Source organism: Mumia sp. zg.B21, assembly GCF_019550855.1.
Taxonomy (GTDB): Bacteria; Actinomycetota; Actinomycetes; order Propionibacteriales; family Nocardioidaceae; genus Mumia.
The window spans coordinates 445,447-469,208 of record NZ_JAHWCJ010000004.1; the positions used below are offsets into that span (position 1 = coordinate 445,447).

Genomic DNA, 23,762 nt, shown 5'->3' on the forward strand with positions numbered 1-23,762 from the left:
GGTGCTCACGATGGGCCGGGTCGGTGTCGACGTCTATCCGGAGCAGATCGGGGTCGGTCTCGACGAGGTGACGTCGTTCGCCAAGTTCCTCGGCGGAAGCCCGACCAACGTCGCCGTCGCTGCATCCCGGCTCGGGCGCCGGGCGGCGGTGATCACCCGCACCGGCGAGGACCCCTTCGGCCGGTTCGTCCACCGCGCGCTCGACGGCTTCGGCGTCGACGACCGGTTCGTGACGGCCGTGGCGGGCCTGCCCACCCCGGTCACGTTCTGCGAGATCTTCCCGCCGGACGACTTCCCGCTCTACTTCTACCGCCTCCCCACCGCGCCCGACCTGCAGATCCGCGCCGACGAGCTCGACCTGGACGCGGTGCGTGCGGCTGATGTCTTCTGGGTCACCGGCACCGGTCTCGCCGAGGAGCCGAGCCGGGAAGCGACCCTGGCCGCGCTCGAGGCACGAGGCAGGCGCGGCGTCACCGTCCTCGACCTGGACTACCGGCCGATGTTCTGGTCGTCGGCCGCGGAGGCGACCGCGCAGGTGGCGCGAGCGCTGCCGTACGTCACGGTGGCCGTCGGCAACCGCGAGGAGTGTCAGGTCGCGGTCGGCGAGTCCGACCCCGAGTCCGCGGCGAAGGCTCTGCGCGACGCCGGGGTGGACCTGGCCGTCGTCAAGCAGGGCCCGGCCGGCGTGCTCGGGTCGGACCGGCGCGAGCACGTGGTGGTGCCGCCGGTCCCCGTGGACGTCGTCAACGGACTGGGGGCCGGTGATGCCTTCGGTGGCGCCCTCTGCCACGGGTTGCTGGCGGGCTGGGACCTGCGCCGGACGCTGGCGTTCGCCAACGCCGCCGGCGCGTACGTCGCCGGTCAGCTCGCGTGTGCCGATGCGATGCCGGACGTCGACCAGGTGACGACGATGCTCGGACGAGCCGCGTGAGCGCGCGCGTGACCGACGCCGCCGTCGCCGACCTCGTCGACGCGCGGGTCCGCGACCCCGACCGGATCGCGCAGCTCGCCCGCGGCCGGAGGCGACCGGAGGGCTTGACCGGCCAGACCGGGCGGCTCCTGCTCGTCGCTGCCGACCACCCTGCCCGCGGTGCACTGCGCGCCGGAGACGAGCCGCTGGCCATGGGGGACCGGGCCCGCCTGCTGGACCGGATCGTGAGGGCGCTCGACCGTCCTGGTGTGGACGGATTCCTCGGCACCGCCGACCTCGTCGACGACCTGCTCCTCCTGGGCGCTCTCGAGGGCAAGGTGGTGCTCGGGTCGATGAACCGCGGCGGTCTCGCCGGCACGAGCTTCGAGATCGACGACCGCTTCACCGGGTACGAGGCTGCGGCGATCGACCGGGCAGGTCTCCAGGGTGGCAAGATGCTGCTGCGCATCGACCCGACGGACCCCGCTACCGTGCGGACGATGGAAGCCTGCGCACGTGCGGTCGACGACCTCGCCGCCCACGGGCTCGCGGCGATGGTCGAGCCGTTCATCTCCCACCGAGACGACCGGGGCCGGGTCCGCAACGACCTCACGACCGAGGCTGTGGTGCGCTCGGCCTCGGTCGCCGCGGGTCTCGGCGGGACCTCCGCGCGGACGTGGCTGAAGCTCCCGGTCGTCGACGACATGGAGTCGGTCCTCGCCGCGACCACGCTGCCGGTGGTGCTCCTCGGCGGCGAGGTGTCGGCCGACCAGCGGGCTCAGTTCGCAGCCTGGTCCAAGGCTCTGACCAGCCCGCAGGTGCGCGGGATGGTCGTGGGTCGCTCGCTCCTCTATCCCCCCGACGGCGACGTGGAGGCCGCCGTGGACGCGACGGTGGAGATGGTCGCCCGATGAGCCGTCATGTGCTGCACAGCGCTGCCGAAGGCTCGACCGCCCTCGAGGTCACGCCGGAGGTGGCGGGGTGGGAGTTCAGCGGGCTGCGGGTGCTGCGGCTGGCCGCAGGCGAGTCGTACGGCGCCGCCACCGACGACACCGAGGTCCTCGTGCTGTCGCTGTCGGGCTCCTGCCGGGTCCGTTGCGGGGACCAGGTGCACGTCGTCGCCGGACGGCCCGACGTCTTCACCGGACCGAGCGACTTCGTGTACGTGCCTCGGGGGGCGGACTTCGAGGTCGTGAGCGCGGAGGGCGGCCGGTTCGCGCTGGCCTCGGCGCGGTGCGACCGTACTCTCGCGTTCCGGCACCAACCTGCGGTCGACGTGCCCGTCGAGCTGCGCGGCGCGGGCCACGCCAGCCGGCAGGTCCACAACCTCTGCCTGCCGGGCACCTTCGAGGCCGACAGGCTGATCGTGTGCGAGGTGCTCACTCCAGGAGGCAACTGGTCGTCCTACCCGCCGCACAAGCACGACGAGGACGGGGACGGTGAGAGTGCGCTGGAGGAGATCTACTACTTCGAGGTCGCCGACGGCCCGCGCGGGGCGGGTTTCGGCTACCAGCGCGTGTACGGGCACGACGGTGCGGACATCGACGTCCTCGCCGAGGTGCGCTCGGGCGACGCGGTCCTCATCCCGTACGGCTGGCACGGCCCGTCGATGGCGGCACCCGGCTACGACCTCTACTACCTCAACGTGATGGCGGGCCCCGGTCACGAGCGGGCGTGGCTCATCAGCGATGATCCCCAGCACGCCTGGGTGCGCGACACGTGGACGACGCAGCCGGTCGATCCCCGGCTCCCGATGGGAGGACCCCGATGACCACGACCCGACTGACCGTCGCCCAGGCCGTCGTCCGTTTCCTGGAGGTGCAGCACGTCGAACGCGACGGTGCCGAGAACGCCTTCTTCGCAGGGTGCTGGGGCATCTTCGGGCACGGCAACGTCGCCGGCATCGGGGAGGCTCTGCTCGAGCGGGAGCTGTCGGACGACCCGGGACGGCTGCGCTATCTCCAGGGCCGCAACGAGCAGGCGATGGTCCACGCGAGTGTCGCCTACGCCCGCCAGCGCGACCGGCTGGCCGCGTTCGCGGTGACGGCGTCGGTCGGGCCGGGCTCGACGAACATGGTCACCGGTGCGGCGCTCGCCACGATCAACCGACTGCCGGTGCTGCTGCTCCCGGGCGACGTGTTCGCGACCCGGGTCGCCAACCCCGTCCTCCAGGAGCTCGAGGACCCGGCCAGCATGACGGCGTCGGTCAACGACGCACTCCGCCCGGTCTCGCGCTACTGGGACCGCATCGAGCGCCCCGAGCAGCTCCCGTCCGCGCTGCTGGCCGCGATGCGGGTCCTCACCGATCCCGCCGACACCGGAGCGGTCACGCTCTGCCTGCCCCAGGACGTCCAGGCCGAGGCGTACGACTGGCCCGAGGCGCTGTTCGACCGGCGGGTGTGGCATGTCGCCCGGCCGGTGCCGGAGGCCGCGGCCGTCGAGCGGGCCGCCACCCTCGTCCGGTCGGCGCGGCGACCGCTGCTCGTCGCCGGCGGCGGCGTCATCTACTCCGGTGCCGACGGTGCGCTCCGCCACTTCGCGGAGGCCACCGGCATCCCGGTCGCCGAGACCCAGGCGGGCAAGGGGTCCCTGCCGTACGACCACCCGCAGGCCGTCGGGGCGATCGGTGCGACCGGGAGCGATGCCGCCGACGCTCTCGCCAACGAGGCCGACGTCGTCATCGGGGTCGGCACCCGGTGGAGCGACTTCACCACGGCCTCCCGGACGGTGTTCGCGCGTCCCGAGGTGCGCTTCGTGAACCTCAACGTGGCGAGCGTCGACGCTCACAAGCAGTCCGGGCTCGCGCTCGTCGCCGATGCCCGCGCCGGTCTGGAGGCGCTCGGGGTCGCGCTGGAGGGGTGGCGGGCGCCGGCGGAGCACACCAGCGAGGCGACGGAGCGCGCCCGCGCGTGGGATGCCGTCGTCGAGGCGGCGTACGCGGTCGAGAACGAGCCGTTGCTCGCGCAGTCGGCCGTGATCGGCGCTGTCAACGACGGCACCGACCCGCGCGACGTGGTGGTGTGCGCGGCGGGGTCCATGCCGGGTGACCTCCACAAGCTGTGGCGTACGCGCGACCGCAAGGGCTACCACGTGGAGTACGGCTTCTCGTGCATGGGATACGAGATCGCCGGCGGTCTCGGGGTGAAGCTGGCGGCCGACGACACCGGTGATCCGCGCGACGTGGTGGTGATGGTCGGGGACGGCTCGTACCTCATGATGGGGACCGAGCTGGTCACTGCGGTCGCGGAGGATGTCAAGATCATCGTCGTGCTCGTACAGAACCACGGCTTCGCCTCGATCGGTGCGCTGTCGGAGTCGCTCGGCTCGCAGCGCTTCGGCACGCGGTACCGCTATCGGACGCCTACCGGCCTCGACGGCGAGCGTCTTCCGGTCGACCTGGCCGCCAACGCCGCGTCGCTGGGGGCCGACGTGATCGTGGCCAAGGGCCTCGACGACCTCAGGGCGGCGCTGCGCAGCGCGAAGGCGTCGGAGCGTACGACCGTGATCCACGTCGAGACCGATCCGCTCGTCCCGGCGCCGGACAGTCCGGCCTGGTGGGACGTCCCCGTCTCGGAGGTGTCGACCCTCGACACGACCCGGGCCGCCCGAACCACGTACGAGCAGCACAAGGCGGCCCAGCGCCACCATCTCGGGACCATCACAGAACAGCAAGGAGATCGCCAGTCATGAACAAACTCAGGCTCCTCGGAGTCGTCGCGGCGTCAGCGCTGACGCTGACCGCGTGCAGCGGTACGGGCCAGGACGACGGCGCGTCAGACAACAAGAAGGACTTCACCTACGCCGTCATCACGCACTCCAGCTCGGGCGACGCTTTCTGGGACCGGGTGAAGTCCGGGGGCGAGCAGGCCGCGGACGACTACGGAGTCACCGTCCGCTACGAGAGCGATCCCGACCCGGCCGGCCAGGCGCAGAAGATCGACGGCGCGGTCGCCGACAAGGTCGACGGCATCGTCGTCTCGATGGCCAACCCCGACGGCCTGGAGACGGCCATCAAGGGAGCCGTCAGCGCCGGTATCCCGGTCGTCACGATCAACTCCGGCGTCGACCGGTTCCAGGAGTTCGGCGCGATCACCCACATCGGTCAGAGCGAGGCCATCGCCGGCAAGGCCGTGGGGGAGCGGCTCAAGTCCGAGGGCCTCAAGAACGTCGTGTGCGTGATCCAGGAGGCCGGCAACGTCGGTCTCGAGGAGCGGTGCAAGGCCGTCAACGAGACGCTCGGCGGCAAGGTCGAGAACCTCCAGGTCGACGGCACCGACGACGCGGCCGTCCAGGCGAGCATCACCTCCAAGCTCCAGGCGGACTCCGCCGTCGACGGTGTGCTGACCCTCGGTGGGCAGTACGCGATCGACGCGGTCGCAGCGGTCGAGCAGTCAGGCAGTGGCGCGAAGGTCGCGACGTTCGACCTGTCCGAGGACGTCATCACCAACATCCAGGACGGCAAGATCCTCTTCGCCGTCGACCAGCAGCCGTACGTCCAGGGCTACCTCGGGGTGACCACCCTGTACCTCAAGGACCTCAACGGCAACGACCTCGGTGGTGGCCAGCCGGTCAACTCGGGACCTGCGTTCGTCACGCAGGAGAATGCCGACGACGTGCTCCAGTTCGCGAAGAACGGCACGCGCTGACAACGCCTGGTGGGGCCTCGTGAAAACGAGGCCCCACCACCCCTCTCAGCCACCGTGACAGGAGAACGACGATGGCAACGGCTACCGCACAACCAGACGAGCGGGTCGCAGCGACGGGACCGGTCGCGCGACTCCTCAAGCGCCCGGAGATCGGCGCACTGATCGCCGCGCTCGCGGTGTTCCTCTTCTTCGCCCTCACCACGGAGACGTTCGCCACTCCTGCCGGGGCCAGCACGTGGCTCCAGACCTCCTCGACGATCGGGATCATGGCGGTGGCCGTCGCGCTGCTCATGATCGGCGGCGAGTTCGACCTCTCCGCCGGCGTCATGACCGGCTTCACCGGACTGACGGTCGGGGTCCTCACCACGCACTGGGGCCTCAACATCTGGGTCGCGATCCTGGTCGCGTTGGCCCTCGCGCTCGCGGTCGGCGCGCTCAACGGCTTCATGGTGATGAAGACGGGCTTGCCGAGCTTCATCGTCACGCTCGGCACGTTCTTCGTGCTCCAGGGCATCGACCTCGCCCTCGTCAAGCTCATCATCGGCCAGGTCGCCATCCAGGGGATGTCCAACGTCCCCTTCTACGACCAGCCTCACAAGATCTTCGGATCGACCGTCACTGTCGGCGGCGCCACCATCCACGTCTCGGTCTTCTGGTGGATCGCCGTCACGATCATCGCCTCGTGGGTGCTGATGAGGACCCGCGCGGGCAACTGGATCTTTGCCGTGGGCGGTGCGCAGACCGCCTCGCGACAGGTCGGCGTGCCCGTCTTCCGCACCAAGATCGGTCTCTTCATGACCACGGCCTTCGCAGGGTGGCTGGTCGGGATGCTCGTGCTGTTCCGTACCTCGACGGTCCAGAGCAACACCGGCATCGGCCAGGAGTTCATCTACATCATCTGCGCGGTCGTCGGCGGGTGTCTGCTGACCGGCGGGTACGGCTCGGCGATCGGCGCCGCCCTCGGCGCGCTGATCTACGGGATGGTGAACCAGGGCATCCCGTACTCGGGGTGGGACAGCAACTGGCTCAAGGCAGTCCTCGGCGTGATGCTCCTGGGGGCCTGCCTGATCAACAACTGGGTTCGCAAGAGGGCGGAGAACGCGCGATGAGCACAGCGAGCAGGGACGAGGCCACCAGCGACGACGTCAGCACCAGCGCTCCGCCGCCTCGAGGGACGACGATCGTCGAGGTCCGTGACATCGGCAAGCGCTACGGCAACATCATCGCGCTCAGCGACGTCTCGACCACGGTGAAGGCCGGCGAGGTGACCTGCGTCCTCGGCGACAACGGCGCGGGCAAGTCGACATTCATCAAGATCCTCGCCGGCGCCCACGAGCACAGCGAGGGGACGCTGCTCGTCGACGGCATCGCGCGGCAGTTCTCCAGCCCTCGCGCCGCCCTCAACCTCGGCATCGCCACCGTCTACCAGGACCTCGCGGTCGTGCCGCTGATGCCGGTGTGGCGCAACTTCTTCCTGGGCTCGGAGCCGACGAAGGGCCGCGGTCCGCTCAAGCGGCTCGACATCCCCGCCATGAAGCGGATCACCAAGAGCGAGCTCGGCGACATGGGGATCGACCTGCGTGACGTCGACCAGCCGATCGGCACGCTGTCAGGCGGAGAGCGGCAGTGCGTCGCGATCGCCCGCGCGGTGCACTTCGGGGCGCGCGTCCTGATCCTCGACGAGCCCACCGCCGCGCTCGGGGTGAAGCAGTCCGGCGTCGTCCTGAAATACATCGCCAAGGCTCGCGAGAGGGGCCTCGGCGTCGTCTTCATCACGCACAACCCGCACCACGCCTACCCCGTGGGTGACCGCTTCGTGCTGCTGCGCCGCGGACGCAGCATGGGCGACTTTCCCAAGTCCGAGATGACGCTCGACGAGCTCACCGCGATGATGGCCGGTGGCACCGAGCTGGAGGCGCTCAGCCACGAGCTGAGCCGCGACCTGGGTGCCGACTCCCCCATCGCGCAGGAGATGAGCGCAGACGCCGCCGGTGTCGAGGCAGCGGTCGAGACGTCGCACGGCGCGACGACCGAGACGTCCCCCGGACACGGCACGTCCCCGCGCCCATGACCGACGAGCTCCGGCTCGGGATCGTCGGGTTCGGCTGGATGGGCGAGGTCCACGCGCGAGCCGTCAGCCGCCTGGCCCACCACTTCGCCGACCTACCGCGGCGCGTCCGGGTGGTCGCCGCAGCCGATCCTGCCCCCGACGACCGGCTCGGGCGGGCCGCCAGGGCTTACGGTGCCGAGGTGCTCGTGGACGACTGGCACGACCTGGTCGCCCGTGACGACGTGGACGTCGTCTCGGTGACCGGACCCAACCACGTCCACCGAGATGTCGCCGTCGCGGCGGCTCGGGCCGGCAAGCACCTGTGGGTGGAGAAGCCGGCCGGGCGGACCGCGGTCGAGACGCGCGAGATCGCTGCCGCAGCCCGAGAGGCGGGCGTCCAGGCGACCGTCGGGTTCAACTACCGCAACGCGCCCGCTGTCCAGCGCGCACGGGAGCTGGTGGCCTCGGGCCGGATCGGCGCGGTGACCCACACGACCGTCCGGTTCCTCTCCGACTACGCCGCGCACCCCGCCGGGGCGCTGACCTGGCGGTTCCGCCAGGACCTGGCCGGCAGCGGTGTGCTCGGTGACCTCGTGAGCCATGCGGTCGACCTCGCCCGTCACGTGGTCGGGGAGATCGGCGAGCTGGTCGCCGACGACGGTCGCTTCATCCCTCGGCGTCCGGCGGCTGTCGGTGCTGCGTCGCACTTCTCCCGCGGTGGTCAGGGACCGCTGCAGGAGGTCGAGAACGAGGACTACGTCTCCGCGCTGCTGCGCTTCGCCGACGGGTCGCGGGGCGTGCTCGAGGCGGGGAGGACCTCCGTCGGCGAGCAGTGCTCGTACGGGATCGAGGTGCACGGCGAGCGGGGTGCGCTGGCGTGGGACTTCCGCCGGATGGGCGAGCTGCGCGTCTGCCTCGACCAGGACTACCAGGACGCCTCGTACGCGACGGTGTTCGTCGGACCGGAGGACGGCGTCGTGTCCGCGTTCCAGCCCGGGGCGGGGATCGCGATGGGGTACGACGACCTGAAGGTCGTCGAGGCCCTCCGGCTCGTCGAGTCGATCGCCACCGGCACGCCGCGTGGCGCGACGATCGACGATGCGGTCGTCGCTGCCGAGATCGTCGAGGCGATGCGTGCCTCGATCGTCGAGCGACGGTGGGTGGCGCTGTGACGGGCATGCTGCGGGTCGGCGTGGTGGGTGCGGGGGCGATGGGTGCCGACCACGTCCGTACCCTCACCACGACGGTCCCGGGCGTTGCCGTCACCCAGGTCTACGACCGCGACACCGACCGTGCCGAGCAGGTCGCCGCGGCGGCCGGGGGTGTCGCGGCGCGGTCCGCCGAGGAGCTGATCGCCTCCGACGAGGTGGACGCCGTGGTGGTCGCCTCCCCGGATGCGACCCACGCCGATCTGGTCCTGGCCTGCATCGCCGCGGGCAAGCCGGTGCTGTGCGAGAAGCCGCTCGCGGTCACCTCCGAGGAGGCGCTCGGCGTCGTCGAGGCCGAGGTGTCGGCCGGACGACGGCTGGTCCAGGTGGGGTTCATGCGTCGGTACGACCCCGGCTACAACCGCCTCAAGGCGACCGTGTCCTCGGGTGCGCTGGGTGAGGTGAGGGTGGTCCACAACGTGCACCGCAACGCCTCCAGCGCCACGAGCGCCACCGGACCGGGCATCGTCACCGGGTCGATGATCCACGAGCTCGACACCGTCCCGTGGCTGCTCGACGACGAGGTCGTCGGCATCCGGATCGAGTCGCCGGTCAAGGACGGCCTGCCCGACCCCCAGCTGGCGACGCTGGAGATGGCCGGAGGGACACTCGCGACGGTCGAGGTGTTCGTCAACGCCGGCTACGGCTACGACGTGCGGTGCGAGGTCGTCGGCACGAGCGGGACCGCGGCGCTGACGCGCGGCGCCGACGTCAGCACCAGGATCGCCGGGGTCGAAGGAATCGTGGTCGCGAGCGACTTCGTCGTCCACTTCGCCGACGCCTACCGGGTCGAGCTGTCAGCGTGGACCCGAGCCGCGCGAGCCGGCGGCGTCGACGGGCCGACCGCCTGGGACGGCTACCTCGCGAACCTCGTCGCCGAGGCCGGCGTCACCGCGTTGACGAGCGGCGTGCGGCAGGCCGTCACGCCGGTCCCGCGTCCTGACCTCTACCCCCGGCGGGCTGACTGATGAACGGGGTGCGCATCGGGCTGATCGGCGCGGGTCGTATCGGTGCTGCCCACGCCGAGACGTTGGTCCGGACGGTGCACGGAGCCGATCTCGTCGCCGTGGCCGACCCGCGACCGGGTGTCGCGGCGGCGCTCGCGCAACCGCTGGGAGCCCGCGGGGAGACCACCGCTGAGGCGGTGACAGCCGCCGACGACATCGACGCGGTCGTCATCACCGCCTCTTCGACTGCGCACTCGGCACTGGTGGTCGCGGCGGCAGAGGCGGGCAAGCACGTGTTCTGCGAGAAGCCGGCGGGCATGACGCTCGCCGAGATCGACGCCGGTGTGGCGGCGGCCTCGGCTGCAGGCGTGGTGTTCCAGGTCGGCTTCAACCGGCGCTTCGCCCGGGACTTCCGCGCGGCTCACGACGCGGTCGTCGACGGCGCCATCGGCCAGGTGCGGATGCTCCGCTCGCTGACCCGCGACGCCGGGGAAGGACCACCCGACCCTGCTGCCGTGCCTCCGTGGACGATCTTCACCCAGACGTTGATCCATGACTTCGACATGCTCAACTGGCTCAATCCGGGTGCTCGTGCGGTCGATGTCCTCGCCACCGCCGACGCCCTCGTCGCGCCCCGGCTGAAGTCGTCCGGGCTGCTGGACTCGGCGGTCGTGGTCATCCGCTACGACAGCGGCGCCATCGGCACTGCGGAGGCCAGCTTTGCTGCGGCCTACGGCTATGACGTACGGGCGGAGGTCCTGGGCTCCGCGGGGATGGTGACCGCCGGCGACGCGGCGGCCTCGACCATGCGGCTGCACGATGCGTCGGGGCGACGCGCTGCCACCGCCCGCAGCGACGTCGCGCTGCTGGGTGACGCCTACGCCGCCGAGCTCGCCGAGCTGGTCGCCGCCGTCCAGGAGTGCCGGGCCCCCGAGGTCACCGGCGCGGACGCCCGCGCCGCGCTCGCGATCGCCGAGGCATGCATCGCCTCGATCCGCTCCGGAGGCCGGGCCGAGGTTGACCCAGGAGTCCTGGCGTGACGTTCACCCTGGCGGCCTGCGCCGAGATGGTCCATCTCGACCTGCCGCACCTCGAACGCGTGAGGAGGATCCACGACGCCGGCTTCGCCGTCGAGATCTGGGGCTGGACCGACAAGGACGCCGCGACGCTCGCCGCCACCGGCGCACGGTTCACCTCGATGACCGGCTACCTGCACGGCGACCTGACCACGCCCGAGGGAGCCGACGCCCTCCTTCGGACCGCGGCAGCGTCGATCCGGTTCGCGCACGAGATCGGCTGCCCCACCCTCAACGTCCATGGCACCGGCCTGGGCGACGGTGGCCTCCCGGTCCGGCCGGTCGAGCACGTCACGGGCGGCATGTGGCTCGCCGCCCGGCGGACCCTCGAGCGGCTCGCTGCGCTGGCCGAGGGGGAGGGCGTGACCTACGTCCTCGAGAACCTCAACACCGAGGTCGATCACCCGGGGACGCCGTTCGCACGCGCCACCGACACCCTTGCGCTCGTCCGGGAGGTGGGCAGCCCGCACCTCCGGATGAACCTGGATCTCTACCACGCCCAGATCGGCGAGGGGAACCTCGTCGATCTCGTACGGCGATCGATCCCGTACCTCGGTGAGGTGCAGGTCGCCGACGTTCCGGGACGATGCGAGCCCGGCACCGGCGAGATCCGGTGGTCCTACGTCGCCCGTGAGCTCGCGGCGGCCGGGTACGACGGGGTCGTCGCCCTGGAGGCGTGGGCCTCGGTTGACTCCGACCTCGCGCTCGAGCGCTTCCGCGACGCGTTCACGGTCGAGCACTGACCTCTCAGAGGACCGCGCCGTGGTCGGGGTCGTCTCCCCGGTCGTGGTCTCCACGGCGGACGAGCAGGAACACCAGGGCCACCACGAAGGCGACCACCGCGACGCCGGGGATGATGCCCGGCACCGGCGCGCCGATCACGGCGAGGGCGAAGAGCAGCAACGGCCCTCCGACCAGGCCGCCCCACGCCACCCTGGTCCACAGGTCACCTCGCGGCATCGGCTCGGGCTCGGGTGGGACGAACTCCTCCTCGTCCCACGCGTCGTCGTCCTCGTCGGGGACCGGGTCGGACCAGCGCGGCTGGAAGACGCCCTGGGGTTCGAGGACGTCGCGGGGATCGGAGGTGCCTGTTGCGTCATGTGGATCGGACGTCGGACGCTCCTCGGCAGGCGGGTCGAGGTCGGGCATCGAGAGCTCGAGGCCTGCGACGATCCGCTCGAACTCCTCGTCGTCGGAGGTCGCGCCGCTCACAGGGCCGGGTCACCCTCCAGCGTTGTGCCGGCGGTGTGCCGGGCGATGAAGTCGGCCGACTCCGACCAGATGCGCTCGGCGTCGTTGTCGAGCGTGGCGACGTGGTAGCTGTCGGTGAGGACGACCTCGACCGCCACCGCAGAGGAGACCCCCGCGAGGATGAGGCGACCCGACGACGGGTCCACGACGTGGTCCTCGGCCGACCGGAACATCAGCAGCGGCTGCGAGACCTTGTGGAGGTTGGCGCGGACGTCGGCCCACAGCCGCGTCTGCGACCACAGCGCGTGGAGCGGGGTCCGGTCGTACCCGGACTCCTCGACGCCGCTCTTCTTGATGTCGTTGCCGATGCCGGCCAGCGACGGCACCAGGTGACGCACCACCGGGAGCGCGGCGAGCCGGCGGTCGGCGATGGTGACGGCCGGGTTGACCAGCACGACGGCGTCCAGGTCGTCGGGTCGCTGCTCGGCGAGCCGAAGCGCGAGGGCGCCGCCCATCGACAGCCCGGCGACCGCAACGTGCTCGCAGCGTCCACGCAGCTCCGACAGGGTCCGGTCGGCCTCTGCGTACCAGTCGTCCCAGCGGGTGCGGTTCAGCTCCTGCCAGGTGGTGCCGTGGCCGGGAAGACGGGGGACCCGCACGGTGAAGCCCCGGTCGGCAAGGTGGCGTCCCCAGGGAGCCATCGACGCCGGCGAGCCGGTGAAGCCGTGGAGCAGCAGCACGCCGGTCGGTCCTCCGTCGGCGACGAGCGGGTGCGCGAGGGGGTGCAGCGCAGGGGAGTCGGCCATGAGCCCATCTTCGCCCAGTGCCGCCCGTCCGTACAGCAGAGGGTGTCAGGCGCTGTACGCTTTCGCTGATCAAGGAGGGGATGATGTGACCTACTGGCTACTCAAGTTCGTGTTCCTCGGTCCGCTGCTGCGGCTCGTGTTCCGGCCTGAGGCCTCCGGGGCCGAGAACGTCCCCGCTGAGGGCCCGGTGATCATCGCGAGCAACCACCTCTCCTACAGCGACTGGCTGTTCATGCCGCTCGTCGTGCCGCGGCGTGTCACCTTCGTCGCCAAGGCGGAATACTTCACCACCCCCGGCATCAAGGGGTGGTTCCAGAAGACGTTCTTCTCGTCCACCGGTCAGGTCCCCATCGACCGGACCGGCGGACGTGCGTCCGAGGGCGCTCTGCGCACCCAGCTCCGTCTGCTGCGCAAGGGCGAGGTGTGCGGGATCTATCCCGAGGGCACGAGGTCGCCCGACGGCCGCCTCTACCGCGGGCGCACCGGCGTCGCCCGGCTGGCGCTCGAGTCCGGGGTGACCGTCGTCCCGGTGGCAGTGCGGGGCACCAACGTCGTCGCACCCCCCGGCAAGGTCTTCGGCCGCTACACGCGGCCGACCGTACGGTTCGGCGAGCCGCTCGACTTCAGCCGCTACGAGGGCATGGCCGACGACCGCTACATCCTTCGGGCGGTCACCGACGAGATCATGTACGAGATCATGCGGCTCTCGGGCCAGGAGTACGTCGACACGTACGCATCCCGCTCTCGCAGGCCCGGGCCCGAGTCGCTCTCGGACGCTCCGCCCCGCGAGCTCCCGAAGGCGTCGTAGGCCGCGAGCATGGACCGCGTGACGCGCGCTGCACAGCAGGTCGACGACCAGTTCTACCGTGTCCTCACCGTCCTGCGGGCCGTGACGCTGGTCTACGCCGTCGGCGTCAACGCCGCCCGTTGGCGCGACTTCGAGCATCCTGTCGCAGCGTGGTTGCTCATCGGCGTGATGGTCATCTGGTCGGGTGTGGTCACGTGGCTGTACGAGCCCCGCCACCGCGCGACGTGGGTCTTCATCGTCGACATGGTGGTCACCCTGGCGCTCCTGCGTTCGACGCAGTACGTCCACACGCCCGAGATGCTCGCCGAGCACACGTTCACCCTCACCACCTACTGGGTGACCACCGTCGTCGTGTGCTGGGCGGTGCGCTGGGGGGTCACGGGAGGGCTGCTCGCCACCGCCATCGTGCAGACCGTCGACGTCACCATGCGTCCGACGGTCAACTCGTCCACCGTCGGCAACATCTTCCTGATGGTCCTCGCCTCCATGCTCGTCGGCTTCTGCGCCCACGCCCTGAGGGTCTCGGCGGTGCGCAGGGTCGAGGCCGAGCGCGCGGCGGCGATGGCCAGCGAGCGCGAGCGGCTCGGTCGCGCGGTGCACGACGGCGTTCTCCAGATCCTCGCGCTGGTCCAGCGACGCGGCAACGAGATCGGAGGCGAGGCCGCCGAGCTGGGGCGTCTGGCGGGGGAGCAGGAGCTGGCGCTGCGGAGTCTCATCCAGTCCCGGGGACGCGACGAGCCGACGACCGACGGTCAGATGATCGACCTGGGCCGTGCCCTCGACACGCTGGCGGAGCCGCGGGTGAGCGTCGCGACGCCAAGCCGTCCGGTCATGCTTCCGGCGGAGGTCGTCGAGGAGCTGGTCGCTGCCATCCGGGCGTGCCGCGCCAACACCACGCTCCACGGCGGGCCGGAGCCGTCCACGTGGATCCTGCTCGAGACGGTCGGCGACCGGGTGGTCGTGAGCGTGCGCGACGACGGACCCGGGATCCCGTCAGGACGGCTGGAGGAGGCGGAGGCCGAGGGCCGGATGGGTGTCGCCACGTCGATCAAGGGACGTCTGCGTGACCTGGGCGGGAGCGCTGACCTCGTCGACACCGGCGGACAGGGGTGCGAGTGGGAGCTCTCCGTACCCCTGACGCGTGTGTCGTGGCCCACAGGCGCACGATAGGGTGCGGCCCATGGTGCGAGTGATGGTCGTGGACGACCACCCGTTGTGGCGGGAGGGCGTCGCGCGTGATCTGACCGAGGCCGGCCTCGACGTGGTCGCGACCGCGGCCAACGGCGTCGACGCGATCAACCGGGTGCTCGCCACGCGGCCGGAGGTCCTCCTGCTCGACCTCAACATCCCCGCTCCCGACGGCGTCGAGGTGACCGCGACGCTGACCCAGCGCGGGCTCGACACCAAGGTCCTCGTCCTGAGCGCCTCCGGCGAGCAGCAGGACGTCCTCGACGCCGTGAAGGCCGGTGCGAGCGGCTACCTCGTCAAGTCGGCGTCACGCGAGGCGCTGCTGGACGCGGTCCAGGCGGTGGCTCGTGGAGAGTCGGTCTTCACGCCCGGGCTCGCGGGCCTCGTGCTCGGCGAGTACCGCCGGCTGTCGGAGGCACCCCCGACCGACGAGCCGGACGCGCCCCGCCTGACCGAGCGGGAGACCGAGGTGCTGCGCCTCGTCGCCAAGGGTCTGACCTACAAGCAGATCGCCGAACGCCTGGTACTGAGCCACCGTACGGTCCAGAACCACGTCCAGAACACCTTGCGCAAGCTCCAGCTGCACAACCGGGTCGAGCTGGTCCGCTACGCGATCGAGCGCGGGCTCGACGAGTAGCCACCACACCGCCGCTGACGCTGGAAGGGGAGTCACATGCGAGTCGGAGTGCTGACCGGTGGCGGAGACTGCCCCGGTCTCAACGCGGCCCTCAGAGCGATCGTCGGCCGTGCCCGGTCGGAGTCGTCGATGGAGATCGTCGGCTTCCGTGACGGCTGGCGGGGGCCGATCGACGTCGACACCCGCCCGCTCGGCTGGGACGACGTCGCCGACCTGCTCGACCGCGGCGGCACGATGCTCGGATCCTCGCGCACGAACCCGGTCGCCATGGACGACGGGATCGCGAGGGTGCGCGCAGGACTCGACTCCGCCGGCTGCGACGCGCTCATCGCGATCGGGGGCGAGGACACCCTGGGGGTGGCGCACGCCCTCGCCGACGAGGGCGTCGCCGTCGTCGGAGTGCCCAAGACGATCGACAACGACCTCTCCGCGACCGACATCACGCTCGGTCACGACACCGCCGTCGTGATCGCGACCGAGGCCGTGGACCGGCTTCGCACCACCGCCGAGTCCCACCACCGTCCGATCGTCCTCGAGGTGATGGGACGGCACGCGGGCTGGATCGCGCTGCGCGCCGGTCTCGCCGGTGGCGCCGACGACATCCTGATCCCGGAGCAGCCGGTCGTCGTCGACGATGTCCTCGAGCGGTGCGCCCGCGTCGTCGCGAGGGGACGTGCTCCCATCGTCGTCGTCGCTGAGGGCGCGGTCCCCGAGGATGGTGCCGAGGTGCTCGCCAACGCCGGCACCGATGCGTTCGGACACACCCAGCTCGGTGGCGTCGGTGACTGGCTGGCCGCCGAGTTCGCGCGGGCGCAAGACCCCAGCACCCGGGCCGCGGTGCTCGGGCACGTGCAGCGCGGCGGCACGCCGACGGCGTACGACCGCAGCCTCGGGACCCGCTACGGACTTCACGCCGTCGAGGCGGTCGTCGACGGGGCATGGGGCTCGATGGTCGCCCTGCGGGGTGACGACATCACCCGGGTTCCGCTGGCCGACGCGGTGGGGCAGCTCAAGACCGTGTCGCCCGAGCGGTATGCCGAGGTGGCGGCGCTGCTCGGCTGACGGCTCGTCCCGCCGACCGGGACCGGGAGAGCCCCGTGCGCGGGGCGTCGTACCCTGGGATCGTGAGCATCCCGAGCCTCGAAGCCCTGCGCGCCATGGGCCCCGCGCAGCAGCCGACGTACGCTGACCCCGCGGCCCGTGACGCCGCGGTGCAGCGACTGCGGGGGATGCCGCCGCTGGTGTTCGCCGGCGAGGCCGACCAGCTGCGCGACAAGCTGGGCGCCGTGGCGCGCGGTGAGGCGTTCGTGCTGCAGGGTGGTGACTGCGCCGAGACCTTCGACGGCGTCAACGCCGACAACATCCGCAACAAGCTGCGCGTCCTGCTGTCGATGGCCGTCGTGCTCACCTATGCCGCGAGCGTGCCGGTCGTCAAGATCGGGAGGATCGCCGGGCAGTACGCCAAGCCGCGCTCGAGCGACACCGAGACCCGCGACGGTGTGACGCTGCCGGCCTACCGCGGCGACGCGGTCAACGGCTTCGAGTTCACGCCCGAGGCGCGGGCCCACGACCCGCAGCGTCTGCTCGAGGTCTACCACGCGTCGGCCGCCACCCTGAACCTCGCCCGCGCCTTCACCCAGGGCGGCTACGCCGACCTGCGCAAGATGCACGCCTGGAACTCCGACTTCGTCCGCAACAGCCCGGTGGGCACCAAGTACGAGACGATCGGCAACGAGATCGACAAGGCGCTCGCCTTCATGGACGCGATCGGGGTCGACCCCGACGAGTTCCACACCGTCGACTTCTACTCGTCCCACGAGGCGCTCCTCCTGGAGTACGAGCAGGCGCTCACCCGCGTCGACTCGCGCACCGGTCACCTCTACGACGTCTCCGGGCACTTCCTGTGGATCGGCGAGCGGACCCGCCAGCTCGACGGGGCGCACGTCGAGCTCCTCAGCAGGATCGCCAACCCGGTCGGCATCAAGCTCGGCCCGACGACGTCGCCCGACGACGCCCTCGCGTACGCGCACAAGCTCAACCCGGAGAACATCCCCGGCAAGCTGACCTTCGTGACCCGCTTCGGTGCCGACCGGATCCGCGACCTGCTGCCCGTGCTCGTGGAGAAGGTCCACGCCGCCGGCGTCCAGGTCGCGTGGATCAGCGACCCGATGCACGGCAACACCTTCGCCACGGACAACGGCTACAAGACGCGCGAGTTCGACGACGTGATCGACGAGGTGCGCGGCTTCTTCGAGGTGCACCGGGCGCTCGGGACCTGGCCGGGCGGCGTCCACGTCGAGCTCACCGGTGACGACGTGACCGAGTGCGTCGGTGGTGGCGGCAAGCTCGTCGCGGCAGACCTCACGCACCGTTACGAGACGCTCTGCGACCCGCGCCTCAACCGTGCCCAGTCCCTCGAGCTGGCCTTCCTCGTCGCGGAGATGCTGCGCGCACGCTGACGTCCGTACGCCGCAGGCCGCCCGGCCTCGTCGGTGGAGAGTCGGTCGGCACCGCCCGTCGGCTCGACAGGTCGTACGCTGTGCTTCGTGCAGGTGCTCTCGATCCAGTCCTCCGTCGCGTACGGCCACGCAGGCAACAGCTCGGCCGTCTTCCCGCTCCAGCGCCTCGGCGTCGATACATGGCCGGTCAACACGGTCGCGTTCTCCAACCACTCCGGCTACGGCGTCTGGCGTGGCACCGTCTTCGAGGCGTCCCAGGTCGCCGACGTCATCACCGGTGTCGCCGAGCGGGGAGTGTTCCCCTCCCTCGACGCGGTCCTCTCCGGCTACCAGGGGGCGCCTGAGATCGCCGAGGTCATCCTCGATGCCGTCGCGCAGGTCAAGGCGGCCAGCCCACGTGCCGTCTACTGCGCGGACCCGGTGATCGGCGACCGCGGACGCGGCGTCTACGTGCGACCGGGCATCGCGGAGCTGATGCGCGACCGGATCGTCCCCGCGGCCGACATCACCACGCCCAACCAGTTCGAGCTCGAGCTGCTGACCGGCGCCGAGGTCGGCTCCCTCGATGCGCTGCTGGCGGCCGTCGACGCGTTGCGCGCGCGTGGACCCCGCATCGTGCTCGTGACCTCGGTCGAGGTGTTCGACCCCAGCGAGAAGACCATCTCGATGGTGGCCGTCGACGACACGGGGGCGTACGTGGTGACCACGCCGAAGCTGGAGATGAACGTGGTCGCCGGATCCGGCGACGCGACGACGTCGATGTTCCTCGGCCGCCTCCTGCAGTCGGACATGGACGTGCCCGGTGCGCTGGGCACGGTCGCCTCGTCGATCTTCGGCATCCTCGAGCACACCCGCCGTACCGGGGCGCGGGAGATGGAAGTGGTGGCCGCGCAGGATGTCATCGCCGACCCGCCGATGGAGTTCGCGGTCGAGCGCCTTCGCTGACTGCCCGCGGGTCAGTCCCTGGCGCTCGCGGGTCGGTCCCTGGCGCTCGCGGGTCGGTCCCTTCCGCCCGCGGGTCACCCCCTTCCGCCCGCGGGTCAGTTTCTTGCGCTAGCGGGTCAGTCTTTGGTGTTCGTGGGTCAGTTCCCGGAGTTCGACTGTGATCCGCGGGCGCGAGATGGTGACTCGCGACTGCGAGAAGGTGACCCGCGGACGGAAGAAGGTGACCCGCGACTGCGAGAGGGTGACCCGCGGGCGGAGGAAGTTAGCGGCCGCGCAGCCCGGCGAGCAGGACGAGATCCTCGGCGGTCGCGGCGTCGCCCCCCGGTGTCTCGAGCACGAACGGCACGCCCGCAGTCGCCGGGTGCGCGAGCAGCGCCGCGAACGCCTCCGTCCCGATGTGCCCCTGCCCGATCCGCTCGTGCCGGTCCTTGAAGCTCCCCCGCACGTCCATCGAGTCGTTGGCATGGACCAGCGCCAGCCGACCCGGCCCGGCGATCTCCACCAGGCGTTCGAGGGTTGTGGCGACCCCGTCTGGCTCGTCGAGCGGCTCGCCGGCCGCGAAGGCGTGGCACGTGTCGAGGCAGATGCCGAGGCGAGGGTGGTGTTCGAGGATGTCGAGATAGGGCTCGAGGTCGTCGACCCGGGCGCAGAGCGATCGTCCCTGTCCGGCGGTGGGCTCGAGGAGCAGCCGCGGGCCGTCATCCGGGAGCGCGTCGAGGAGCGGGAGAAGCCCTTCGCGCACCTGCTTGAGGCCCGTGTCGTACGCCCCTTCGTCGACGCAGGACCCGGTGTGGACGACCAGACCCTGCGCCCCGATGGCGGCGGTGCGTCCGAGGTTGTGCGCGACCGCGGCGATCGACCTCTCGTACGTCGTGGGGTTCGGGCTGCCGAGGTTCACCAGGTACGGCGCGTGGACGAACGCCGGCACGTCCTCGTCCTCGCACCGCTGGCGGAACGCGGCGTCCTGGCCCGGGTTGCCCGCCGACGCCGCCCATCCACGCGGGTTCCCGGCGAAGACCTGGAGCGTGTCGGCCCCGAGGGCGCGCATGGTCGTCCACGCACCTCGGGCGAGCCCGGCTCCGACGGCGATGTGCGCCCCCAGAGGGTTGCGGGCGTGCGTGACGGGGGCAGAGGGGGAGGGGTTCGGCACGCCGACCATCTTAGGTCGTACCGTCCGGACGGTACGACGACCGAGGGGCCGGTCAAACGATCCTGAGGATGATCGTGGACCCGGGCGGAGCCTCGTCGCCACCGCCCGGCGACTGCCGGGAGACCAGGTTGCTCCCGAAGTGGATGCGCTCCTTCTCGACCTCGACCACGAAGCCGGCGGCCTCCAGGATGGCCCGCGCGTCATCGACGTTCTTGCCGACCACGCCGGGGACCTCGATGGGCTCGCGACCGTCGGAGACCGTGAGCGTGACAGTGTCGCCCTTGTAGGCCGTGCCGCCCGAGGGGTCCTGACTCATGACCTCGTCCTTGGGGACCTCGTCGTCGTTGACCCGCGTGACCTCGACCTCGAAGCCCGCCTTCTCAAGCTCCTGCTGAGCCCGGTCGACCGGCTTGCCGGTGTAGTCGGTCACCTTGACCGGGCGCCGTCCCTTGCTCACCACCAGGTCGACCTCGGTGTCGGGCCGGATCATCCGTCCGACCGGCAACGAGACGGCGATCACGTCACCGAGCTCGACGGAGTCGTCGTACTTGCGGTCGACCTGACCGACGACGGCCTTGATGTCGGCCAGCGCCTGCTCCGCCTCGCTCTCGGACATGCCTTCGAGGTCGGGGAGGGGGTAGCGCTCTTTGCCCTTGGACACGGTGAGCGTCAGCGTGCCGTCGGGAAGGATTCGTCCGCCGGGACCGGGGTCGGTGGAGACGACCGACCCGCGAGCGACCGTCTCGCTGTAGGAGTCGCCGCCTGTCTCGACCACGTAGCCCGCGCGCTCTCCCTCGGCGCGCGCCTCGGCGAGCGGCAGCCCGACGAGGTCGGGTGCGGAGTCGTAGCGGGCCACGCCGTACCACCAGCCGGCGCCCGCCGCGAGGAGCGCGACGAGGAGGACTCCGACGAGCAGGAGTCGCCCGCGCCGGCTCCGTGGTCCGCCGCGGGGCGTCGACGGGGGAGACGCGGGCGCTGAGGGGATGCCGGACGCGTCGCGGGTGACGGTCCGGGTCGCCTCGTAGCCGCCGTGGTCACCGTCGGCGTACGACGCCACCGTCGTCGGCGCGTCCGCGGAGGGGTCGCGCGGCCCCCAGTGGTCGTGGGCGGCGTCGGCGGGCGCGAGGGCCGTCATCGCCTCCGTCGGGTGGTGCGGGATCTCGTCGCTCGGAGCCATCACGATCTTGTGCAGACGCAGGTCCTGGGTGAGCTCGACGTCGTCGGCGACGTCAGCCTCCAACGCGGACCGGACTCTGCGCACCTGGTGGAGGAGGACCCGGGCGTCGGCGGAGCGCTGGTCGCGGTCGCGCGCTGTCGCGCGGGCGACCAGCGCATCGACGTACGGCGGGATGCCGGCCACCAGGGTCGACGGCGCGGGGACGTCGGCGTGGACGTGCTGGTAGGCGACCTGGAGCGGGGTCTCACCGGTGTGCGGCTTGGAGCCGGTCAGCATCTCGAACATCATCGCGCCGACCGCGTAGACGTCGCAGCGGGCGTCGGCGGCCTCGTTGAGAACGAGCTCGGGGGCGAGGTACGAGACGGACCCGACCAGGACGCCGCCCGTCGCCTGGGAGTCGGAGCTGATCGCCCGGGCGAGGCCGAAGTCGGCGACCTTCAGCTGCCCGTCGGGGGTGATGAGGACGTTCTCGGGCTTCACGTCGCGGTGGATCATGCGTGCGTCGTGCGCCGCCGAGAGCGCGAGCAGCAGCGGCTCGACGAGAGTGAGCACGCGGCGAGGGGGCAGCGGGGCCTCGCGGCTGATCACGTCGCGGAGAGTGTGGCCGGCGACGTACTCCATGACGAGGTACAGGAGCCCCAGGTCGGCCCCCTGGTCGAACACCGCGACGACGTTGGGGTGGCTGAGGCGGGCTGCGGCCCGTGCCTCGCCCTGGAGGCGCGTGGTGAAGCCGTCGGCGTCGGGACCGGACTGCATCACCTTCACCGCGACGGTACGGTCGAGGCGCGTGTCGGTGGCGAGCAGGACGGTGCCCATGCCGCCGCGGGCGAGGATCTTGCGCAGGTGGTAGCGACCGTCGAGCACTCGTCCTACGAGCAGATCGTCGTCGAGTGTCGTCACGGTCACCTCCTCACGGCGTGCGGGCCGGATCGTGGTCCGGGCAGGCCAACGCGGGGAACGGCCCCGCCTCAGTGTAGGTGAGCGCCTACCCCGACCGGCGGAGGCGACTCCGTCGGGTCGTGCGAGTCTTGACCCATGGCTGACGAGACCGGATCCGTCCCGACGACGGGCGAACAGCTCGACGAGCTCGTTGACGAGTGGCTCACGCTGGACGAGGCTGCGACGGCGCTGGAGACGACGGTGAGCCGCGTACGCCAGAAGGTGCGCGAGCGCGACCTGCTCGCTGTGCGCACGGCGTCGTCGTCGAAGCAGCGTGTCCCCGCGCTGCTCCTGGTCGACGGCGCCCCGCTCGAAGGGCTTCGCGGCACGCTGGTGCTCCTGGGGGATGCACGCTTCACCGACGAGGAGGCGGCGGTCTGGCTCTTCACCGCCGACGACACGCTGCCGGGTCGCCCCGTCGACGCGCTGCGCGAGGGCCGCGGCCGTGAGGTCCGCCGGCGCGCGCAGGCGCTCGGCTTCTGAGCGAAGCGCCCGACCGGCTCAGGCCGAGCGACGCACCGCGCGGGTCGCGAGATCCGAGAGCAGCCCGGCGTACGGCGCCAGCCGCGGATGCGTGAGCGCGGCTGACGCCCGATCCTCGAGGGCGACGATGTCCTCCTCGAGCCGAGCCAGGGCACCGGTGTCACGCATCACGTCGCGGAGGCGGTCGACCGCCTCCGGGGTGAGAGACGGATCGCCGAGCCCTCCGTCGAGAGCCGCGCGCTGCTCGCTCGTCGCCCGCTCGTAGGCGTGCGCGACGAGCACCGTCTGCTTGCCCTCGCGGAGGTCGTCGCCGGCCGGCTTGCCGGTGACCGCCGGGTCGCCGAACACGCCGAGCACGTCGTCGCGCAGCTGGAACGCCTCGCCGAGCGGGACGGCGTACTCGCTGAGCGCGTCGATCGTGTCCTGACCGGCCCCCGCCAGGGCCGCACCGAGGTGGAGGGGGCGTTCCACGGTGTACTTCGCCGCCTTGTAGCGCACCACTCGCAGCGCCTCCTCGACCGAGCTCTCGCCGATCGCCTGGCCGACGAGGTCGAGGAACTGGCCCGAGACCACCTCGGTCTTGCAGGCATCGAGGTACGGGGTGGCCCGTGCGACGACGGCGGGTGCGAACCCCGACGTACGGAACATCTCGTCCGACCAGGAGAGCAGGAGGTCGCCGAGCAGGAGCGCCGCCCCGGTGCCGTACGCGTCGGGGTCTCCTGACCAGCCGGCCTCTCGGTGGGCGATCGCGAAGGCGGCGTACGCGGACGGGTTGCCACGCCGAGTCAGCGAGGCGTCGATCACGTCGTCGTGCACGAGCGCGCTCGCCTGGAGCCACTCGAGGGCGGCGGACGCGCGAGCGACTGCCGCGTCGTCGCCGGTCCCGCCGCCGACGACCCACCCCGCGTGGCAGAACGCCGCGCGGAGACGCTTGCCGCCTGCCGCGGCCTCCGACGCGGCGGCGAGGAAGGGGATCAGGCGGGGCCCGAGGGGGGCGAGTCGCTCGCGCTGGGCGGCCGCGAAGGCCTGGAGCTCCTCACCGACCCGGGTCGAGAGGTCGGGGGAGTCGGACACGATCTCCACCCTACCGACGTCCACACCGACGTCCACGACTCGGCCGGAACGCCGCCTGCGGCCGTACG

General features: G+C 71.5%; 23 protein-coding genes. 18 read left to right on the forward strand and 5 right to left on the reverse strand.

All coding sequences use genetic code 11. The features are described 5' to 3' along the window. Nucleotides 1-10: 10 nt before the first annotated feature. The 11 genes from iolC (at nt 11) to KV100_RS17465 (ending at nt 11,580) form a co-directional block, all read left to right on the forward strand. Entirely contained in the window at nt 11-931 is a 921-nt protein-coding gene (gene iolC, locus KV100_RS17415; RefSeq protein ID WP_220344734.1) for a 5-dehydro-2-deoxygluconokinase, read from the forward strand. 8 nt (nt 932-939) lie between these two features. Continuing rightward, nucleotides 940-1,824 carry an aldolase gene (locus tag KV100_RS17420; RefSeq protein ID WP_220344735.1) on the forward strand — a complete coding sequence of 295 codons (885 nt, stop codon included), beginning with the start codon at nt 940-942 and terminating at the stop codon, nt 1,822-1,824. Beyond that, nucleotides 1,821-2,681, forward strand: coding sequence for a 5-deoxy-glucuronate isomerase (gene iolB, locus KV100_RS17425; RefSeq protein WP_220344355.1), 861 nt, complete (start codon nt 1,821-1,823; stop codon nt 2,679-2,681). The genes KV100_RS17420 and iolB overlap by 4 nt, the downstream gene beginning before the upstream one ends. Beyond that, the gene (iolD, locus tag KV100_RS17430; protein ID WP_220344356.1) at nt 2,678-4,600 is read left to right on the forward strand and encodes a 3D-(3,5/4)-trihydroxycyclohexane-1,2-dione acylhydrolase (decyclizing); all 1,923 of its coding nucleotides are present in this window, start codon (nt 2,678-2,680) and stop codon (nt 4,598-4,600) included. The genes iolB and iolD overlap by 4 nt, the downstream gene beginning before the upstream one ends. Beyond that, nucleotides 4,597-5,556: a sugar ABC transporter substrate-binding protein gene (locus KV100_RS17435; RefSeq protein WP_220344357.1), complete on the forward strand. Its 960-nt coding sequence runs from the start codon at nt 4,597-4,599 to the stop codon at nt 5,554-5,556. Before iolD ends, KV100_RS17435 begins: the two co-directional genes overlap by 4 nt. A 71-nt stretch (nt 5,557-5,627) precedes the next feature. Then, entirely contained in the window at nt 5,628-6,665 is a 1,038-nt protein-coding gene (locus tag KV100_RS17440; RefSeq protein ID WP_220344358.1) for an ABC transporter permease, read from the forward strand. Further along, on the forward strand, nt 6,662-7,627 hold the full coding sequence (locus KV100_RS17445) for an ATP-binding cassette domain-containing protein (protein ID WP_220344359.1): 966 nt from the start codon (nt 6,662-6,664) through the stop codon (nt 7,625-7,627). Before KV100_RS17440 ends, KV100_RS17445 begins: the two co-directional genes overlap by 4 nt. After that, entirely contained in the window at nt 7,624-8,778 is a 1,155-nt protein-coding gene (locus KV100_RS17450) for a Gfo/Idh/MocA family protein (RefSeq protein WP_220344360.1), read from the forward strand. The genes KV100_RS17445 and KV100_RS17450 overlap by 4 nt, the downstream gene beginning before the upstream one ends. Nucleotides 8,779-8,783: 5 nt before the next feature. Beyond that, nucleotides 8,784-9,782, forward strand: a complete 999-nt coding sequence (locus tag KV100_RS17455; protein WP_255566359.1) for a Gfo/Idh/MocA family oxidoreductase — start codon at nt 8,784-8,786, stop codon at nt 9,780-9,782. Further along, a complete protein-coding gene (locus tag KV100_RS17460) occupies nt 9,782-10,801 on the forward strand; it encodes a Gfo/Idh/MocA family oxidoreductase (RefSeq protein ID WP_220344362.1) in 1,020 nt (339 codons plus the stop codon). The genes KV100_RS17455 and KV100_RS17460 overlap by 1 nt, the downstream gene beginning before the upstream one ends. Then, nucleotides 10,798-11,580: a TIM barrel protein gene (locus tag KV100_RS17465; protein WP_301021716.1), complete on the forward strand. Its 783-nt coding sequence runs from the start codon at nt 10,798-10,800 to the stop codon at nt 11,578-11,580. Before KV100_RS17460 ends, KV100_RS17465 begins: the two co-directional genes overlap by 4 nt. Nucleotides 11,581-11,584: 4 nt before the next feature. Here the strand turns inward: KV100_RS17465 and KV100_RS17470 are convergent, their stop codons facing one another. Continuing rightward, the gene (locus tag KV100_RS17470) at nt 11,585-12,049 is read right to left on the reverse strand and encodes a hypothetical protein (RefSeq protein ID WP_220344363.1); all 465 of its coding nucleotides are present in this window, start codon (nt 12,047-12,049) and stop codon (nt 11,585-11,587) included. Next, entirely contained in the window at nt 12,046-12,834 is a 789-nt protein-coding gene (locus KV100_RS17475) for a carboxylesterase (RefSeq protein WP_220344364.1), read from the reverse strand. The genes KV100_RS17470 and KV100_RS17475 overlap by 4 nt, the downstream gene beginning before the upstream one ends. A gap of 85 nt (nt 12,835-12,919) precedes the next feature. Between KV100_RS17475 and KV100_RS17480 the strand changes: the two genes are divergently transcribed. From KV100_RS17480 to pdxY, 6 genes are all read left to right on the forward strand, one after another. Further along, the gene (locus tag KV100_RS17480) at nt 12,920-13,642 is read left to right on the forward strand and encodes a 1-acyl-sn-glycerol-3-phosphate acyltransferase (protein ID WP_220344365.1); all 723 of its coding nucleotides are present in this window, start codon (nt 12,920-12,922) and stop codon (nt 13,640-13,642) included. A gap of 18 nt (nt 13,643-13,660) precedes the next feature. Next, nucleotides 13,661-14,812: a MacS family sensor histidine kinase gene (gene macS, locus KV100_RS17485; RefSeq protein ID WP_220344366.1), complete on the forward strand. Its 1,152-nt coding sequence runs from the start codon at nt 13,661-13,663 to the stop codon at nt 14,810-14,812. 10 nt (nt 14,813-14,822) lie between these two features. Next, the gene (locus tag KV100_RS17490) at nt 14,823-15,467 is read left to right on the forward strand and encodes a response regulator transcription factor (protein WP_220344367.1); all 645 of its coding nucleotides are present in this window, start codon (nt 14,823-14,825) and stop codon (nt 15,465-15,467) included. A gap of 36 nt (nt 15,468-15,503) precedes the next feature. Continuing rightward, on the forward strand, nt 15,504-16,529 hold the full coding sequence (locus KV100_RS17495; protein ID WP_220344368.1) for an ATP-dependent 6-phosphofructokinase: 1,026 nt from the start codon (nt 15,504-15,506) through the stop codon (nt 16,527-16,529). 59 nt (nt 16,530-16,588) lie between these two features. Further along, a complete protein-coding gene (locus tag KV100_RS17500; RefSeq protein ID WP_220344737.1) occupies nt 16,589-17,926 on the forward strand; it encodes a class II 3-deoxy-7-phosphoheptulonate synthase in 1,338 nt (445 codons plus the stop codon). 87 nt (nt 17,927-18,013) lie between these two features. Continuing rightward, the gene (gene pdxY / locus KV100_RS17505) at nt 18,014-18,871 is read left to right on the forward strand and encodes a pyridoxal kinase PdxY (RefSeq protein WP_220344369.1); all 858 of its coding nucleotides are present in this window, start codon (nt 18,014-18,016) and stop codon (nt 18,869-18,871) included. 262 nt (nt 18,872-19,133) lie between these two features. Here the strand turns inward: pdxY and KV100_RS17510 are convergent, their stop codons facing one another. Next, the gene (locus tag KV100_RS17510) at nt 19,134-20,021 is read right to left on the reverse strand and encodes a deoxyribonuclease IV (RefSeq protein WP_308291471.1); all 888 of its coding nucleotides are present in this window, start codon (nt 20,019-20,021) and stop codon (nt 19,134-19,136) included. 52 nt (nt 20,022-20,073) lie between these two features. After that, entirely contained in the window at nt 20,074-22,098 is a 2,025-nt protein-coding gene (gene pknB, locus KV100_RS17515) for a Stk1 family PASTA domain-containing Ser/Thr kinase (RefSeq protein WP_308289393.1), read from the reverse strand. Between the two features lie 135 nt (nt 22,099-22,233). Between pknB and KV100_RS17520 the strand changes: the two genes are divergently transcribed. Further along, entirely contained in the window at nt 22,234-22,620 is a 387-nt protein-coding gene (locus KV100_RS17520) for an Rv2175c family DNA-binding protein (RefSeq protein WP_220344371.1), read from the forward strand. A gap of 18 nt (nt 22,621-22,638) precedes the next feature. Here KV100_RS17520 and KV100_RS17525 read toward each other — a convergent pair whose 3' ends face one another. After that, nucleotides 22,639-23,694, reverse strand: a complete 1,056-nt coding sequence (locus KV100_RS17525) for a polyprenyl synthetase family protein (RefSeq protein ID WP_220344372.1) — start codon at nt 23,692-23,694, stop codon at nt 22,639-22,641. Between the last annotated feature and the right edge of the window lie 68 nt (nt 23,695-23,762).

Bases quoted from the DNA above. Each gene is read 5' to 3' on its own strand.
- iolC (WP_220344734.1), top strand. From the start codon at position 11: ATGGGCCGGGTCGGTGTCGACGTCTATCCGGAGCAGATCGGGGTCGGT.
- iolB (WP_220344355.1), top strand. From the start codon at position 1,821: ATGAGCCGTCATGTGCTGCACAGCGCTGCCGAAGGCTCGACCGCCCTC.
- iolD (WP_220344356.1), top strand. From the start codon at position 2,678: ATGACCACGACCCGACTGACCGTCGCCCAGGCCGTCGTCCGTTTCCTG.
- KV100_RS17435 (WP_220344357.1), top strand. From the start codon at position 4,597: ATGAACAAACTCAGGCTCCTCGGAGTCGTCGCGGCGTCAGCGCTGACG.
- KV100_RS17440 (WP_220344358.1), top strand. From the start codon at position 5,628: ATGGCAACGGCTACCGCACAACCAGACGAGCGGGTCGCAGCGACGGGA.
- KV100_RS17445 (WP_220344359.1), top strand. From the start codon at position 6,662: ATGAGCACAGCGAGCAGGGACGAGGCCACCAGCGACGACGTCAGCACC.
- KV100_RS17450 (WP_220344360.1), top strand. From the start codon at position 7,624: ATGACCGACGAGCTCCGGCTCGGGATCGTCGGGTTCGGCTGGATGGGC.
- KV100_RS17455 (WP_255566359.1), top strand. From the start codon at position 8,784: ATGCTGCGGGTCGGCGTGGTGGGTGCGGGGGCGATGGGTGCCGACCAC.
- KV100_RS17460 (WP_220344362.1), top strand. From the start codon at position 9,782: ATGAACGGGGTGCGCATCGGGCTGATCGGCGCGGGTCGTATCGGTGCT.
- KV100_RS17475 (WP_220344364.1), bottom strand. From the start codon at position 12,834: ATGGCCGACTCCCCTGCGCTGCACCCCCTCGCGCACCCGCTCGTCGCC.
- KV100_RS17490 (WP_220344367.1), top strand. From the start codon at position 14,823: ATGGTGCGAGTGATGGTCGTGGACGACCACCCGTTGTGGCGGGAGGGC.
- KV100_RS17495 (WP_220344368.1), top strand. From the start codon at position 15,504: ATGCGAGTCGGAGTGCTGACCGGTGGCGGAGACTGCCCCGGTCTCAAC.
- KV100_RS17520 (WP_220344371.1), top strand. From the start codon at position 22,234: ATGGCTGACGAGACCGGATCCGTCCCGACGACGGGCGAACAGCTCGAC.